The organism is Streptomyces sp. NPDC044044 (assembly GCF_056434405.1).
Genome location: NZ_JBWKFG010000008.1, coordinates 105,091 through 121,172, shown reverse-complemented (window position 1 = coordinate 121,172; position 16,082 = coordinate 105,091). Strand labels below are relative to the sequence as shown.

General features: G+C 70.5%; 9 protein-coding genes and 2 pseudogenes. 3 read left to right on the top strand and 8 right to left on the bottom strand.

Features of this window, described 5'->3' with window-relative positions:
* Positions 1-6: 6 nt before the first annotated feature.
* Both AC07AG_RS28625 and AC07AG_RS28620 read right to left on the bottom strand, forming a co-directional pair.
* Entirely contained in the window at positions 7-1,722 is a 1,716-nt protein-coding gene (locus tag AC07AG_RS28625; RefSeq protein ID WP_478758960.1) for an ABC transporter ATP-binding protein, read from the bottom strand.
* Positions 1,719-3,500 (bottom strand): annotated as a pseudogene (locus AC07AG_RS28620) (ABC transporter ATP-binding protein); the annotation flags it as partial. The pseudogene AC07AG_RS28620 and the gene AC07AG_RS28625, both read right to left, overlap by 4 nt.
* A 172-nt stretch (positions 3,501-3,672) precedes the next feature.
* On the opposite strand from AC07AG_RS28620, the gene AC07AG_RS28615 reads away from it, so the two are divergent.
* Complete coding sequence (locus AC07AG_RS28615) at positions 3,673-4,347, top strand: TetR/AcrR family transcriptional regulator (RefSeq protein WP_478758959.1); 675 nt, start codon at positions 3,673-3,675, stop codon at positions 4,345-4,347.
* A gap of 60 nt (positions 4,348-4,407) precedes the next feature.
* Here the strand turns inward: AC07AG_RS28615 and AC07AG_RS28610 are convergent, their stop codons facing one another.
* From AC07AG_RS28610 to AC07AG_RS28600, 3 genes are all read right to left on the bottom strand, one after another.
* Positions 4,408-5,250 (bottom strand): pectate lyase, encoded by an 843-nt coding sequence (locus AC07AG_RS28610; protein ID WP_478758957.1) that lies wholly within the window; start codon positions 5,248-5,250, stop codon positions 4,408-4,410.
* A 107-nt stretch (positions 5,251-5,357) separates the two neighbouring features.
* On the bottom strand, positions 5,358-6,245 hold the full coding sequence (locus AC07AG_RS28605; protein WP_478758955.1) for a hypothetical protein: 888 nt from the start codon (positions 6,243-6,245) through the stop codon (positions 5,358-5,360).
* Complete coding sequence (locus tag AC07AG_RS28600; protein WP_249591609.1) at positions 6,245-6,778, bottom strand: SigE family RNA polymerase sigma factor; 534 nt, start codon at positions 6,776-6,778, stop codon at positions 6,245-6,247. Before AC07AG_RS28600 ends, AC07AG_RS28605 begins: the two co-directional genes overlap by 1 nt.
* 381 nt (positions 6,779-7,159) lie before the next feature.
* Here AC07AG_RS28600 and AC07AG_RS28595 point away from each other — a divergent pair, with 381 nt between their 5' ends.
* Complete coding sequence (locus AC07AG_RS28595; protein WP_478758953.1) at positions 7,160-9,061, top strand: rhamnogalacturonan lyase; 1,902 nt, start codon at positions 7,160-7,162, stop codon at positions 9,059-9,061.
* Between the two features lie 20 nt (positions 9,062-9,081).
* Here the strand turns inward: AC07AG_RS28595 and AC07AG_RS28590 are convergent, their stop codons facing one another.
* The 3 genes and pseudogenes from AC07AG_RS28590 to AC07AG_RS28580 form a co-directional block, all read right to left on the bottom strand.
* On the bottom strand, positions 9,082-10,122 hold the full coding sequence (locus AC07AG_RS28590; RefSeq protein WP_478758952.1) for a LacI family DNA-binding transcriptional regulator: 1,041 nt from the start codon (positions 10,120-10,122) through the stop codon (positions 9,082-9,084).
* A 98-nt stretch (positions 10,123-10,220) separates the two neighbouring features.
* Positions 10,221-12,536, bottom strand: a complete 2,316-nt coding sequence (locus AC07AG_RS28585) for a WD40/YVTN/BNR-like repeat-containing protein (protein WP_478758951.1) — start codon at positions 12,534-12,536, stop codon at positions 10,221-10,223.
* Positions 12,533-14,428 (bottom strand): annotated as a pseudogene (locus tag AC07AG_RS28580) (glycoside hydrolase family 48 protein); the annotation flags it as partial. The gene AC07AG_RS28585 and the pseudogene AC07AG_RS28580, both read right to left, overlap by 4 nt.
* Positions 14,429-14,835: 407 nt before the next feature.
* Here AC07AG_RS28580 and AC07AG_RS28575 point away from each other — a divergent pair.
* Complete coding sequence (locus AC07AG_RS28575) at positions 14,836-16,008, top strand: glycoside hydrolase family 5 protein (protein WP_478758949.1); 1,173 nt, start codon at positions 14,836-14,838, stop codon at positions 16,006-16,008.
* Positions 16,009-16,082 lie beyond the last annotated feature (74 nt).

The window sequence follows — 16,082 nt, the reverse complement described above, 5'->3', positions numbered from 1 at the left end:
GTCGACTCAATCACTCGCCGCCGGTGTCAGGGAGATGTTCCAGAAATCGGCGTAGCGGCCGCCGTGGCGCAGCAGTTCGTCGTGGCTGCCCTCCTCCACGATCCGGCCGCCGTCGAGGAGGATGACGCGGTCGGCGCGTTCGACGGTCCGCATGCGGTGCGCGACCATCACGACCGTCCGGCCCGCCATCAGACGCTCGATGCCCTCGTGGACGGCGGCCTCGTTCACCGGGTCAAGGGCGGAGGTCACCTCGTCCAGGAGCACGATGGGCGCGTTCTTCAGGAGCGCTCGTGCGATCGAGACGCGCTGACGTTCACCGCCCGAGAGGAGCGCGCCGCCCTCGCCCACGTGGGTCGCCCACCCGCCTGGCAGTCGCTCGATCACCTCGTCGAGGCGTGCCGCAGTGGCCGCCGCCCGCACCTCGGTCCCGTCGGCGCCGGGACGGCCGACGCGGATGTTCTCCTCGATCGTGCCGTCGAAGAGGTAGACGTCCTGGAAGACGATGGCGATCCGCGCCATCAGGTCCTCGGTGCTGACGGCGCGCACGTCCACGCCTCCCACGCGTACCGCGCCCGCGTCCACGTCGTGGAACCGCGCGAGCAGCTGCAACAGGGTGCTCTTGCCCGCACCCGAGGGTCCGACGACGGCGAGCCGCCCGCCCTGGGGCACGGAGAAGGACGCGTCGTCGAACACCGTGCGCTCCCCGCGCCGGAAGGTGACGGACGCGAACTCTAGGCCGTGACCGGCTGGTTGGACCGGTTCGGCGGGTTCCGGCAACGGCTCGGTGCGCAGGACCGTGTCGAGCCTCACGAGCACGGAACGCGCGCCGCGGAGCTTGCCCCCGATGTCCGACAGCGAGAGGAGCGGGTCGGCGCAGCGGGCGGCGAGCACCAGGATCGTCAGGACCTCGGCCACGCCGATGTCGCCGTCGAGCGCGAGGTAGGTGCCAAGGACGAGGAGCCCGGTGAACATCGCCTGCACCGTGAGCGTCAGACCCACCGCGCCGGGCAGCGCCGAGAGCGTGGAGCGGCGGGAGGCGCGCTCGACCTCCTTGAGTGAGTCGTCGAGCAGGCCGAAGCGTTCAGCCGTGCGGCCGCCTGCCCGCAGGACCGGCTGGACCTGGAGATACTCGATGACCCGCCCGGTGGCCTCGTCGTCGCGTGCGGCGCGCTCCGCGTCGCCCGCGGCCATCGAGCGTGCCGTCCAGATCTGGATGGCCGCCACGACCGGTATCGCGACCGAAGCGGCGAGGCCCATCTGCCAGTTGAAGGCCAGCATCACGACGACGATCGTCAGGGGCGTCACACCGGCGGAGATGAACGGTCCGAGCAGATGCGCGATCACGCTCATCGCCTGCAGGATGCCGCGACTCGCCAGGACGGACATCTCACCGACGCGGCCCGCCTCGTACCAGCCGATGGGCAGCCGGGCCAGATGGTCGCCGAGGCGGTGGTACATGCCGCGCAACATCGAGGTCCCGACGAGGAAGCCGGACAGGTCGCTGATGTAGCGCAGCGCGGCGTAGAGCGCGATCGCGGCCCCGAACGCGGTCAGCCAGGGCCAGGCGTCGTCGGGCGTGCTGCCGAACAGGGCCCGCAGCACGGGCACCAGGAGCGCGTAGGACAGGCCCTCGGCCATCGCGGTCGCCGTCATCAGGGTCACGGTGCGGCGCAACGGCCGGGCGTATGCGCGTCCAAGGACGCGCAGGAGCAGGCGAATCATCGGGGTCCGTCTCCTTGCGGTGCGCCGCTGTGGGCTTCGCTCGCCGCGGCGAGCGCCGATCGGTGGGATTGCCGGAACGCGGCGAACCTGCCGTCCTGGGCCAGTAGTTCGGCGGGCCTGCCGCGTTCGACGATCACGCCGTCGTCCAGCATCACGACGGTGTCGGCGTCCGTGATCGTCTCCAGGCGGTGGGCGATGACGAGGACGGTCCGCTCGCCCCCCAGCGCCGCCAGGGCCCGGCGCACCGCCTGTTCGGTCTGCGGGTCGGCGAAGGCGGTCGCCTCGTCGAGCACGAGGACGGGTGTGTCGGCGAGGAGGGCGCGGGCGAGCGAGATCCGCTGGGCCTCGCCGCCGGAGAGTCCGGCGTCCTCGCCGATCACCGAGTCGTAGCCGCGGGGCAGTTCGAGAATCCGGTCATGGATGTGGGCAAGACGGGCGGCGCGCACCACGTCATCGCGGTCCGCGTGCGGTACGGCCAGGGCGATGTTGTCCGCGATCGACGCCCGCAGGAGGCGTACGTCCTGGAAGACGAAGGAGACGAGGCGGTAGAGCTCGCGGCTGCCGAGCTCGCGGAGGTCGACGCCGCCGAGGGCGACCGAGCCGTGGGTCGGGTCGAAGAACCGCGGCAACAGCTGCACCAGCGTGGACTTTCCGCTTCCCGACGGCCCGACGATCGCGGTGACCGTCCCCGGTTCGAGCACCAGGTCGACCCCGCGCAGCACCTCGCGATCGGCCTCGTACCCGAAGCGCACGTCCCGCAGTTCCACCCGGTGTCCCTGGGGGACGGCGGGGTGCGCGGGCTCCGGCAGCGGCTCCACGTCGAGCACGTCCCGGATCCGGCCGACCGCGCGCCGGGCGGCCTGCAGCTCGTCGAAGCCGTGGCCGAGGGCGGCCACCGGAGCGGTCAGGCCGAGGCCGAGCAGCAGGAAGGGCAGCAGATCGGCCGGGGCAAGGCTGCCGTCGGTGATCAGGGAAGCACCGCCGATCAGGACGACGAGCAGGACGAACGGCGGCGAGAGCACGAGCTGCATCCCGGCGGCGATCCGGGAGATTCCGTGCACCCAGCGGTGGAACGTGCCGACGAAGTCATCGGCGGCCGTGAGGAACGTGCGGTGGGCGCGCCCGGATCCGCCGAACGTCTTGACCACCGCGATGCCCTGCACGAACTCGACGACGGAGCTGGAGATCCGCCCCATGGCCGCGTCGAACTCCTCCTGCTCGCGCAGCCTGGCCGGCGTCATCATCAAGGGGACCAGTGCCACCGCGAGGACCACGGGGATCAGCGTGATCAGGGTGAGCCGCCAGTCGACGGTGAACAGATAGACCAGGGAGACCAGCGGCACCACGAACGCGGAGACGAGTTCGCCGGGGGTGTGGGCGATGAACGGATGCACGGCGCCCACGTCCTCCCCCACCACCTTGGCCAGTTCGCCGGTGCGGCGCCGGGAGAACCAGCCGATCGGTACCTGCCCGAGGCGGGCGGCCAGTTGCCGACGGAACGTCAGTTGCACCCGGCCGTCGACGATGTGCCCGATCCCTGACGACGCGGCCGTGAACAGCAGCCGGACGAACAGACCGGCCGCACCCGCGATGACGACGGTCCACACATGAGCGCGGTCCACCGGTCCCGGCGCCAGCAGGGTGCGCCCCAGTTCGACGACCGCCAGCAGCGGCGCCAGACCCGCGACGGCGCCGACGACCTGAAGGATCACCACGGCCGCGAAGCTTCGGACATGAGGGCGCAGCAGCTCGCCGAGGGTCGGGCGAGCGCGCATGGGTCGCCCAGGCCCGACTACCGACCTATTCGTCATCGCGAACTCCGTTGCTGGTGCTGCTCGTTAACTTTCGGAACATGTTCCGAAAGTAGCATCGAGACAGGCCGCTGTGAACACGAAGGCTGAATCCGCACCCGTATCGAGGCGGACGAGGGCGGGGCGGCATGATGGGGCGATGGTCCGATCCCCCGCTCCGCACGGCCGTACAGGCCGACCGCCCCTGACATCCCGCGCGCAGATCCTGGTGGCGGCCCGCGAGCTGATCGACACGGACGGCTGGGAGAAGCTGACCATCCGCCGTCTCGCCGCCGAGCTCGGCATCGGGGCGACGACCCTGTACCACCACATCCGGAGCAAGGACGATCTGCTGCTCCTGCTGCTCAATCACCACGTCGCCCAGATCGAGCGCCCCCCACTGCCCGGTGACCCACGGGAGCGCATCGTCGTGGCCGCCACCGCGCTGCACAGCGCGCTCACGGCGTGGCCATGGGCCGCGGAGGTCCTGTCGGCCGACGGTTTCGTCGGCCTCCTCGACGAATCGGCGATGTGGATGGTCGAAGCCATCGTGGCCGGAGCCCGCGACCACGGATGCACACCCGAGCAGAGCGTCGACGTCTTCCGCAGCCTCTGGTACTACACCGTCGGCGAGGTGCTCGTCCGCGCCCACTCCGCCCGTCGGCACGCCGCAGGCCGGCCCTTCGCCTACCGCGACGACCTCGACCCGACCCAGGTGCCCCACCTGGCCGCCATCGGTGTCCGATGGGCCGCGCTGGCCGCACGGGACATCTACCCCCAGGGCCTCCGCGTCTTCGTCGACGGGCTGCTCGCGGAGGTCACGCCGACGGCGTGACGGCGGAGCAGCAGAGAGCCACCAGCGACCGGCGGGTCACTGGTGGCTCGGGTCGTGCGGCTACTGGTAGCTGATGTCCGACGCGCTGTACTTGCAGTACGTCCCGTCGGGGCCGCTGCCCGTCTCGTCGGGCTCGTCGCCCGAGTCGTTGCCCGTGTAGCGGATACAGGGCTTGATCTTCTTGTCGCCGTCGCCGTGGATGCGGATCTTGCTCAGGGTCGCCGTGTCGCCGTAGTTGGTGTTGATGCCGACCAGGGACTTGCCCGGTGCGGTCACGTCCACGTCGTTGATGGTGATCGTGCGCTTGTACTGCTTGGAGCAGTTGCCGCAGGAGCGCACCAGCTTGCCGAAGTCCGAGACCTGGAAGCCGGTGATGTTCAGCTTGCCCGCGCCGTTGAACTGGAGGACCTTGTCGTCGGCCTTCTTCGCGCCGCCGCCGGTCAGGGTGTACGTCGAGCTGGTCGACGTGCCCTTGAAGCTGGCCGCGTCCTCGCCGACGTCCTCCCACCACACGTTCTGGATGGTGCAGCTGCCCGAGCAGTGCACACCGTCGGCGGCGGGCTTGCCGATCACGACGTTCTTCAGGACCGCGCCGTCCTTCAGCTTGAAGATCGGGTCCTGGCCCTCTTCCTGGCCGTCGCCGCCGAGGTCTCCACTGCCGTAGAAGCGCTGGAGTCCGCCGTCGTAGGTGCCGGACACCTCGATGGTCTTGGAGACGGCCTTGTCGCCGGTGGGGGTGGGCCAGCCGGCCGCGGCGGTCGCCGCTCCGGCCGGGGAGAGCAGCACGTTGGCGCCCAGGGTGGCGCCGGTCAGCAGGAGCGCGCCGCCCGCCGCGCCCACGGCGCGGCGGCGGGTGAGACGGCGCTTGCGGCTCTTGCGGAGTTCGGCTCGTTGCGTGGTCATGGGGACCGCTCTTTCGCTGGGGGGATGACCTTGCGTCTGCTGGTCTCCGCCCGGGTGCGGAAGGTTGCCGCCCTTCGGGAATTTCTCCCCTGGATGCTTCGGTGGTCTCAGGAGGTGCGGGCGAAGTCGCCGCGCACCGCCGCCTTCCGGCCCGACGCGGTCGCCTCGGCCCCGTACGTGTCCTCGCCCGCGTCCCTGCCGCCCTCGGCGTGGTTGTACTGGCCGGCGAAGACGTGCTCCCCCGCGGGGACGGTCCGGCCCGCCTTCAACGTCCAGCGGTAGACCAGCTCACCGCCCTGTTCCCGTACGGAGACGGTGAAGTCGTCGGCGGGCAGGGAGCGCCAGTTGCCCGCGTCGGCGACGCCGCCGGTCTGCGCGACACGCAGTTCGACGGTGAGCGCGGTGAGTGGTTTCCCGGCCTTGAAGGTGAGGGTGCTCTGTGCCCAGAAGTCGTTGCTCTGCGGGTCGATGGAGCCGTCGCTCCAGAGATAGCCGTCCTCGACGCTCCTGGCGTCCGGGGCCACGCGCCGCGGGGAGGGCGGCGGATCGGACTTCTCCGGCGGCCGGTTCGCGTCCCGCTCCTCGTCCTTGCCCTTGCCCTCGTCCGGCGCGCTCTTCGTGTCCTTGCCCGACGGGTGCGTGGGCTCGGCCGGCGGGCTCGACTTGGCGTGCGCGTCGTCCGGTGCGGACGCCGAGGGGCCAGGCGCGGAGGCGGAGTCGGGGGCGGGCGGTGTGCCCACGGTGCTCGGCGGCGGTTCCTCGCCCTGGACGACGGAGGCGACGGCGTAACCGCCGAGCGCGAAGACTCCGGCCACGGCGGCCGTCGCGCCCGCGATCCGCAGCCAGGGGGCGGGCCGCGGCAGCCTGCCGCGGTGCGAGGCGCCGAGGTCGACGGCGTCACGCTCCATGCCGCGCTCGACCCGGGCGAGCATCCGTTCCCGGTCGGGGCGGTGCTCGGCCGCGGCATCGCGCAGCCGCTTGCGTACGTCGTCCATCACTGCCTCCCTCCCACGAGTTGCGACGCGGCCAGGTCCCCCAGGAGCCGTTGCAGCTCCGCCATCCCCTTGGACGTCTGGCTCTTCACCGTACCGACCGATATCCCGAGGGTGAGCGCGGTGTCCTTCTCCGACAGGTCGAAGGCGTGCCGCAGGACCACACAGGCTCTCTTACGGAACGGCAGCGTACGCAACGCCTCCTGGACGTCGACGACCGCCGGTACGTCGGGGTCGTCGACGCCCTCCGCGCGCTGCCCCCAGAACAGGGCCACGCGGCGGCGCTCGCGGACGGCGCTGCGGATGCGGCTGCGCGCCATGTTGGCGACAACGCCTCGGGCGTACGCGGCCGGGTGATCGGCGGCGCGCACCCGGTCCCAGCGGTGCCAGAGCGCGACCAGGGCGTCCGCCGCGAGATCGTCCGCGGCATCCTTCTCGCCGGTCAGCATGTGTGCGAGGCGGGCGAGTTCGGCGTAGTGCCGCTCGAAGAAGTCATGGAACTCCGCGGCGGCTGCGTCATCGACGGCTGTCCCCACGGGTGACCTCATTTCTGTGCGTGCGCGGCTCCGCACACGCGCTGGTGGCCCCCGTGCCGCCGAGTGCGGTGCGCGAGCATAGCAACGTCTGTGCGAGAGATCGAACAACGTCCGGAATCCCAATCAGGTCTGAGCCAGGCGGTATGGGGCCATCCGGGACGACTCTCCTCGGCCCGACCTGTGGTCTGCACGCCGAGGCCGCGGTCCGCCGCCACGCCCCATCTGACGGAAAGTCACTTCTCCGCCCCGGCTGCTCGGTGACCGAGGACGGCGAGACGAAGAAGGGTCACGCGTCGGGTTCGGTTCGTACGAGCGGCAACCTTTCGTGCCTCCCGCGGCGACTGGGTCGAGGCACTGTCCCTCTCCCCGCAGGAGCACCCCATGGCCGAGCATCCGTACACCGAAATCCGCCGCCGCAGAGGCCGAAGAGGGCGGCGGGCCCGTGGCCGGGTCCTGATCACCGCCGTCGTCGCGGGCGCCCTCGCCGCCGGTGGGCTCATCGCCCTGTCGTCCACCTCGTCCGCGGCCACCACCCGGCAGGCCGAGGCGCTGGACCGGGGCGTGGTCAGCGTGCACACCGACGCCGGGAACCTGGTCACCTGGCGCTGGCTCGGCACCGATGACGACGACGTGGCCTTCAACGTCTACCGGGGCGGTACGAAGGTCAACTCCTCGCCGGTCACCGGTTCGACGAACTATTTCCACCCGGGCGCCCCGAACAGCGCCGACTACACCGTGCGCGCGGTGGTCGACGGCACCGAGCAGGGCGACTCCGTGCACGCGGTGCAGTTCCGCGCCGGCTACAAGGACGTGCCGATCACGCCGCCCGCCGGGGGCACGACCCCGGACGGCGTGGCGTACACCTACGAGGCGAACGACGCCTCGGTGGGCGACCTCGACGGGGACGGTGCCCTGGACTTCGTGCTGAAGTGGCAGCCCACCAACGCCAAGGACAACTCCCAGTCCGGCTACACCGGCAACACGATCCTCGACGGCGTCAAGCTGGACGGCACCCGCCTGTGGCGCATCGACCTGGGCCGCAACATCCGCTCGGGCGCGCACTACACGCAGTTCCAGGTGTACGACTACGACGGCGACGGCAGGGCCGAGGTCGCCACGAAGACGGCGGACGGCACGAAGGACGGCGCGGGCAAGGTGATCGGCAGTTCGTCCGCCGACCACCGCAACTCCGGCGGCTATGTCCTGGCCGGACCGGAGTACCTGACCATGTTCGACGGCCGCTCCGGGGCCGCGCTCGACACGGTCGACTACGTCCCGGCGCGCGGCACCGTCTCGAGCTGGGGCGACAGTTACGGCAACCGCGTGGACCGGTTCCTCGCCGGGACCGCCTACCTCGACGGCAGCAGGCCGTCCCTGATCATGGCGCGCGGCTACTACACGCGGTCCGTCATCGCCGCCTGGGACTGGCGGGGCGGCGCCTTCACCCGGCGCTGGACCTTCGACACCAACTCCTCGACGAACACCGGCAAGGGGTACGACGGCCAGGGCAACCACAGTCTGTCGGTCGCGGATGTCGACGCCGACGGCAAGGACGAGATCGTCTACGGCGCGATGACCGTGGACGACAACGGCAGCGGTCTGTGGACGACGAAGCTCGGGCACGGGGACGCCGGGCACGTCGGCGACCTCGATCCGTCGCGCGCGGGCCTGGAGTACTTCAAGGTGTCCGAGGACAGCTCCAAGCCGGGCTCCTGGATGGCCGACGCCCGCACGGGTCAGCGGCTGTGGACCACGGCGTCCGGCTCCGACAACGGCCGGGGCGTGTCCGCCGACATCTACGCCGGTTCGGCGGGCGCCGAGTCGTGGTCGGCGGCCGACAGCACCCTGCGCTCGCCGTCCGGGGCGTCGGTCGGCCGCGAGCCGTCCAGCGTCAACTTCGTGAACTGGTGGGACGGCGACACCACCCGCGAACTCCTCGACGGCACCCGCATCGACAAGTACGGCACGGGCGGCGAGACCCGGCTCCTGACCGGGGCGTCCGTCGCCTCCAACAACGGCACGAAGGCGACCCCCGCGCTCTCCGGCGACATCCTCGGCGACTGGCGCGAGGAGGTCGTGTGGCGCACCTCCGACAACAAGGCGCTGCGGATCTACTCCACCCCGCACGAGACGACCACGAAGATCACCACGCTGCTCCACGACATCCAGTACCGCACGGCGCTCGCCTGGCAGAACACGGCCTACAACCAGCCCCCGCACCCGAGCTTCTTCATCGGCTCCGGCATGGCGAAGGCGCCGCGTCCGGTGGTCTCCACTCCCTGAGCCGCTCCGACGAGCGGCGCTTACTTCGCGGGACCGGGCCCCGAGCTCGCCCGCACCGTCAACTCCGGCACGAGCAGCGCCACTTCATCGACACCCTGCCCCCGCAGCTTCGCGACGACCCGCTCCACGGCCTGCCGTCCCATCTCCTGTGCGGGGATGGCGACGGAGGTCAGGCGCACCGAGGCCTGGGTGGCGACCTGGTCGGGGCAGATGGCGATGACGGAGACGTCTTCCGGAATGGCGCGGCCCTGCCTGCGCAGCAGGCTCAGGAGGGGTTCCACGGCCGACTCGTTCTGCACCACGAACCCCGTGGTGCCGGGGCGTTCGTCGAAGATCCTGGCCAGGGTCGCGGCGAGTGCGTCGTACGTCCCCTCGCAGGGCCGGTGCAGCACCCGCACGCCGAGCACACGGGCCCGCGCGCGCAGCCCGTCCAGGGTGCGCTCGGCGAACCCGGTGTGCCGTTCGTACACCGCGGGCGCCTCGCCGATCACGGCGATCTCGCGGTGGCCGAGATCGGAGAGGTGGTCCACGCACTGGGCGCCGGTCGCCACGAAGTCGAGGTCGACGCAGGTCAGCCCCGAAGCGTCGGCGGGCAGGCCGATGAGGACGGCGGGCCGGTCCGTCTCGCGGATCAGCGGAAGCCGCTCGTCGTTCAGCTCCACGTCCATCAGGATCATCGCGTCGGCGAGCGCGCTGCCCTCGATGCGGCGGACCGCCTCGGGGCCCTCCTCGCCGGTCAGGAGCAGTACGTCGTACCCATGGGTGCGTGCGGTGGTGGCGACGGCGATGGCTATCTCCATCATCACCGGCACGTACATGTCGGTGCGCAGCGGCACCATCAGCGCGATGATGTTGGACCTGCTGCTGGCCAGGGCACGGGCGCCGGCGTTCGGGTGGTATCCGAGCTCCCGGATGGACTGTTCGACGCGGTCCTTGGTGGAGGCGGAGATGGACCGCTTGCCGCTGAGTACGTAGCTCACCGTGCTGGCCGAGACTCCGGCGTGGTGGGCTACCTCGGCAAGGGTGACCATGCGGCTCTCCCGGACAGATCGACAGGTCATGAGGCGGTGGCGAAGCGCTTCGACTTGGGGCCACCTCGACCCTAGAGGGACACCCATGCGCTGTCCATAGGTGTGTCGAAGCGCTTCGACTGCCCTGGTCAGCCCGGGGAGTTGTCGTCCCCGTAAACAATGCCACGGCCGTTCGTGGACACGTACACCCGCCCGTAGATCCGTGGATCACCGGTGATGGCGGCGCCGGTCCAGCCCCACTGGTGGGCGTCGTCGTTGATGCGCGCCCAGCTCTCACCGGCGTCGGTGGAACGGAAGATGCCGCGCACCCCGTCGATCTTCGCGCTGGTGTAGAGCGTCTGGTGCCCGGAGCCCGGCGCGGCCTTGCCGAAGCCGATCGTGTCGGCCTCCTCGACGCCCTGGACACGGGTGAAGGTCGCGCCGGAGTCCGTCGAGTGCCACAGGCCGTACGTCCCGCCGGACTCCCCGCCCGCGAGCCAGATGTCCCCCGCCTTCCCCGGTACGGCCTTGAAGCGCACCGCTCCTTCGGCCGGCAGACCGGTGGACGCGTTCGCCGTGAAGCTCGCCCCGCCGTCCGTACTGACGTAGAACGTCCCGGACTTGAAGCCGTAGAACGTCTTCGGGTCCGCCCGGTCGGACTCGACGACCGCACCCTGCGGGATACCGGTGGACGCCGTCCATGACGCACCCCGGTCACCGCTGGTGTGCACGCCCGTGCCGTCCGGGCTCCACACGAAGCGGCCGCCGTCGGCGGACGCGGCGACCGTGCCGCCGCCGGACACGCCCGAAGGCTCCCTGCCCGCAGCCCAGTTGGCGCCGTTGTCGCCGGAGAAGGCGATGCGCGGACCGCTGTCGAGCTGGCCGACGCGCACGACCGTGTCCGGGTCGGACTCGGCGTGGTCGAGGCTGGTCGTGGTGGTGAAGTTCGGCTCGGTGTACATCAGGGGCGGCACCTTGGCGACATCCGTGTGCCGGAAGCCGCCGATGTCGCCGAGCGCGCTGAGCAGCGGTGCCCCGGATGCCGGCGCCGCGAGGTCGTTGACGGCGGTCTCCTCCAGGCCCTTCACCATCGGGGTGATGGTGAACCTGCCTCCGCTGTCCCACTGTTGGAGGTTTCTGGTGCCGTAGACGGTGGCCCCGGTGCCATACATCATGCGGTCGGAGTCGAAGGGGTCGATCTCCAGGGCCTCGGTCATCCAGCCCAGTTTGGGGCTCTGTTCGGGCGGCGCGGGGTTGGCGCCCCACGAGAGCCACGGCACGGACGAGACATCCATGGTGTAGCGGTTGGCGCGCTCGGGATAGGCGGTGTAGTTCCAGGCGCCGGTCCAGATTCCGCCGCTGTCGGTGGAGCGGAAGATCTGGGTGTCGGGGAACCACGAGCTGTAGCCGGTGACCATGACGGTGCCCGGATGCTGCCGGTCGACGCTCAGTCCGCTGTAGCCGTAGTAGGTGTCGGCGTCGGTGGCGGGGCTGATGTTCTTCCACTCGCCGGTGCGCGTCGCGTACCGCCACACCTGGCCCTTGCCGCCGTCGTAGGGGCCGCCCTTGTCGCTGTAGGCGAGGTAGAGGTAGCCGTTCTCCGCGTCGAGCACTCCCTTGTGGGCGAGGTGTCCGGTGGGCTGGTCCGCGATCCGGGTCCAGGTGGCGCCCGCGTCGGTCGAGCGGTAGACGGCGTTGTCCTTGTCGGCGACGCCCACGTAGACGGTTCTGGTGGGCGATCCTGACGTGCCCTTCGACTCGTCGAAGGTGACCCAGGCGATGCCCTGGTTGTCGGAGGCGTAGCCGGTGGAGTCCCCCGGATCCTGCCGGTAGTTGCCGGGGTTGGGGAACGCGGTCACCTCCGACCAGGTGGCGCCGGAGTCGGTGGAGCGCCACAGGCCGTGGCCGCTGGGTGCCCCGAGGTACAGCACGCGGTTGTCGTGCGGGTCGACGGCCAGGCGCTCGCCCATGCCGCGGCCCGGCATGTTCCCGCCGAGCTTGAACGGCAGGTCGGCCTTCTTCCAGGTCTCGCCCCGGTCGGCGGAGCGCATGACGGCGCCCTTGCCGGGGTCCCAGTCGTTCGTGTACGTGCCCACGGCGGCGTACACCTTGTCCGGTTCGACGGTGTCGGACGCGATGCTCACCACGCCGGTGTGGCCCCAGTCGTCCCAGCCCACCGAGTCGAGCAGCGGGGTCCAGGTACGGGACGACTCCTGCCAGCGGTAGGCGCCGCCGATGTCGGTACGGGCGTACGCGAGGTTCTTCTCGGCCCGGTTGAAGACGATGCCGGGGACGAAGCCGCCGCCGTCGACGCGGACGTTCTTCCAGGTGTACGCGGCCGATGCCTTCTCATCGGCCTCCTCGGCATCGTCGGCCCCCGAGGACGGGGCGGCCACGAGCAGCATCCCCGGGATCAGGCAGAGGGCGCCGAGCAGCTTCCCGGCGCGCGTCCTGCGACCGGTCATCGCGACCCCGGCCCCGGTTCGATGAGCTCCGCGTACGCGCCCATGGCCAGCGCGATGTCGGCCTGCGCCCAGAAGCGGTGGTAGGTGAACTGCGGCGCCGCTCCCCCGGCGAGATAGGCCTCGACCTTCGGCCAGTCGGGGTCGTCGCGGTAGAAGGAGCGGATGGAGGCGAAGTCGGACCCGGAGTCGATGGTGTCGCCGTTCGGCATGGTGCCGGTCCAGCCGTTCGGGACGTACACCGCGCCGTCGAAGCGGTTGTAGTCGGCGCGGGTCTCGGGCACGGCGATGCCCAGCGGGTCCTGGTGGTGGCGCCACATGCCGTCCAGGAGCGCCTTGGCCGTGGTGGCGGCCGCGGTGTGGCCGGTGGCGGCGGCGTAGTACGTGAGGGTCTTGGCGTAGGCGGCGGCCACGCCCACGTCGTCGGTGCGGTCGACGACGGAGACGTGAAGTCCCGTGTTGGCGCCGGGGTTTGCCGGGGTCCAGGTGTCGGGCCGCCCGGACCACTTCAGGGTCGAGGGGAAGGTGTACGTGCCGTCGGCGGCGATCTTCGTCTCGGACAGCGCCCACGCCACCCACTTGTCCATGACCGTCTTCGCGGCGGGGTCGTCGGTCTCGTGGAGATACTCGGCGACCCGCTCCATCGACCAGGCCTGGAAGCCGAACCACTGGTTGGACGGCGGGTCGTGGTAGACGGGCTTCTCGTCGTAGGCCATGCCGTAGAAGGTGGGGGTGCCGGCCGGGGGCTGTGCGTAGCGGCCCTGCCAGCTGTTGGTGGCGCCGCCCGCGATGGCGCCCTCCGCGGACTGCAGCCAGCGGTAGAACTCGATCTGCCGGGTCAGGCTCTTGGCCCAGTCGGCCTTGCCCGACGCCGACTTGGGGGCGAGCGGGGCGTAGGCGCTGAGGGCGAAGGCGGCCAGGGGGTTCTGGTATCCGCCGTGGCTGTGGCTCGATCCGATGCGCCAGGCCCAGCCCGCCGAGGTGTCGGTGGCGCCGCCCCAGGCGTAGTACCAGGACAGCAGATAGTGCGAGCTGTTCTTGCCGCTGCCCGGCGCGCAGCCGGACGGGTCGGTGCAGTCGCCGATGGTCTTGAAGTACTTGTCGAAGAGGGCGTAGCGGAGATAGTCGCCCATCTTGGCCGCCTTGGCGACCGTGGCCGCGACCTCGGACTCCTTGCCCTGGGCCGAGGCCCAGACGTGGGCCCAGTAGGCGGCCTGCACGGCGCGGGCGTCGGCGTCGGGGGCGTTGGTGTACTTCCACTGCTTGGCGTAGGAGGCGTCTCCGGTGAAGAGGTCGAGGTAGCCGTTCCTGCCGCCGTGCTCGAACTCGTCGCGGGTGGGGTGCGGGACGGTCTCCCAGACCGACTCCTGGGGGCCGCGCTGGAAGGTGTTGATGTAGACGGGACCCGCGGAGTCGCCGCCGTAGCCGTAGACGTCGTCGACGTCCTGCAGCCAGTGCATGCCGTAGATGTCGTCGGTGCCGTACGCGCTCTTCAGCTCGGCGGCGATCGGGTCGGCGCCGGCCTGGATCGCGGGGTCGAGCCGGGCGGGGTACTGGGAGGGCTGGTCGTGTTCGGGGGCGTAGGTGGCTGGTTTCGCCGCATTGTAGAAACTGTTCGTCGGCTGGTCGGCGTGGGCCGGGATCATGAATTTCTCCATGGTTTCCCAGGCCGCGTTGAATCGTGTCCAGTCGCCGCTGACCTTGCCGTACATGGCTTGCAGCCAGAGCAGATAGCTGTATGCCTCGGATGTCGTCTCGTGCCCGTGGTCGGGGGCTTCGACAATGAGGGTTTCGACGGAGTGGTAGGGAATACCGTCCGGCGAGAAATAGCCGTTCGCGGAATCGGTGATCTTCGCGTAGAGGTCGAGGAAGCGTTGCTCGTACTCGGTGGCCGCGGTCGCGGCATAGGCGCTGTGACCTGCGGGGTTGAGCGCCACGATGACGGGGGCCAGTGCGGCTCCGGCGCCCAGGGCGAGCAGGTTGCGGCGGCTGATTTCCGGTCTGGAGGGGCCGGGACGGGGGGAACGGGGGAATGCGGACATGCGGGGATGTCTCCTGAAGGATCGATGGGGGGCGTGCTCCGCTTGGGGAGCGGGAGGAACCAGTGGGAGCGCTCCCAAAGTTCAGCCGGAAGGGCTCGATGTCAAGAGCCCGCGCACGAAAGGGAGTTGTCGAATGAATTCGACAGCGGCGATCCGGGAAATCTGAGAAACCCGCCAACCTTTCTGTTCTCGGCGGCGACTTCCTGCTAGCTTCCACGGCACCAGTGGGAGCGATTCCGGTTCAATCCGAGGAGTCGCTCATGCCCCGCCCCCCGCATCCGCTCCATCCCCCGCGTCTGCTCCGTCCCCAGCGTCTGCTCCGCACCCTTGGCGTGCTCGCGGGCGCCGTCCTCATCGCCACCGGACTCGCGATGCCCTCCGCCCTGCCGGCGGCGGGCGCCGCACCCGCCGCGGCGGCATCACCCCCTGTGCTGCACGCCGAGGGCAACCGGCTCGTCGACGCCGAAGGCGCCGCGCACCGGCTGCTCGGAGTCAACCGATCCGGCGGCGAGTTCGCATGTGTCCAGGGCTACGGCATCTTCGACGGTCCCGTCGACGACGCGTCCGTCAAGGCCATCGCGGACTGGAAGGCCAACACCGTACGCATCCCGCTCAACGAGGAGTGCTGGCTGGGAACCGACAACATCGACCCGCGCTACGCGGGCGCCAACTACACATCCGCCATCGAGGATCTCGTCCGGCGCGTCCAGGACCACGGCATGACCCCGATCGTCGAACTGCACTGGTCCCACGGCCAGTACACCGGCAACTCGGCGGGCTGCGCGGACGTGCACGCCAGCTGCCAGAAGCCGATGCCGAACGCGCGGTACACCCCGGCGTTCTGGACATCGGTCGCCAACACCTTCAAGGACGATCCGGCGGTCGTCCTCGACCTGTTCAACGAGCCCTATCCGGACCGCGCGACACCCACCACCGAGCAGGCCTGGGACTGCTGGCGGGAGGGCGGCACCTGCCCCGGCATCGGCTACGAGGTCGCCGGCATGCAGGACCTGCTCGACGCGGTTCGCGAAACGGGCGCGAGGAATCTCGTGCTCGCGGCCGGTATCGCGTACTCGAACGATCTCAGCGGCTGGCTGGAGCACGCGCCCACGGACCCGGCGGGCAATCTCGCCGCGGCCTGGCACGTCTACAACTTCAACACCTGCTCCACGAGCAGCTGCTGGGACGCCCAGCTCGCGCCGGTCGCCGCCGAAGTCCCGCTCGTGGCGGGCGAGATCGGCGAGAACACCTGCTCCCACGGCTTCATCGACTCCGTCATGAAGTGGCTCGACGCGCACCAGGCCTCGTATCTCGGCTGGACCTGGAACACCTGGGACTGCTCGTCGGGGCCTGCCCTGATCAGCTCCTACGACGGCACGCCCACCGCGTTCGGCGCCGGGCTCCGCGACCGTCTGGCCGCGCTCGACAGCTGACCCCTCCGTCCGACACATCCGAACCGTCGGAGCTGTCGGAGTCATCCGACCCATCCGAACCGTCCGAAGGGAAA

Excerpts from the sequence above, each read along its gene's own strand:
- AC07AG_RS28615 (WP_478758959.1), top strand. The coding sequence starts at position 3,673 with ATGGTCCGATCCCCCGCTCCGCACGGCCGTACAGGCCGACCGCCCCTG.
- AC07AG_RS28625 (WP_478758960.1), bottom strand. The coding sequence starts at position 1,722 with ATGATTCGCCTGCTCCTGCGCGTCCTTGGACGCGCATACGCCCGGCCG.
- AC07AG_RS28610 (WP_478758957.1), bottom strand. The coding sequence starts at position 5,250 with ATGACCACGCAACGAGCCGAACTCCGCAAGAGCCGCAAGCGCCGTCTC.
- AC07AG_RS28595 (WP_478758953.1), top strand. The coding sequence starts at position 7,160 with ATGGCCGAGCATCCGTACACCGAAATCCGCCGCCGCAGAGGCCGAAGA.
- AC07AG_RS28585 (WP_478758951.1), bottom strand. The coding sequence starts at position 12,536 with ATGACCGGTCGCAGGACGCGCGCCGGGAAGCTGCTCGGCGCCCTCTGC.
- AC07AG_RS28590 (WP_478758952.1), bottom strand. The coding sequence starts at position 10,122 with ATGACCTGTCGATCTGTCCGGGAGAGCCGCATGGTCACCCTTGCCGAG.
- AC07AG_RS28605 (WP_478758955.1), bottom strand. The coding sequence starts at position 6,245 with ATGGACGACGTACGCAAGCGGCTGCGCGATGCCGCGGCCGAGCACCGC.
- AC07AG_RS28575 (WP_478758949.1), top strand. The coding sequence starts at position 14,836 with ATGCCCCGCCCCCCGCATCCGCTCCATCCCCCGCGTCTGCTCCGTCCC.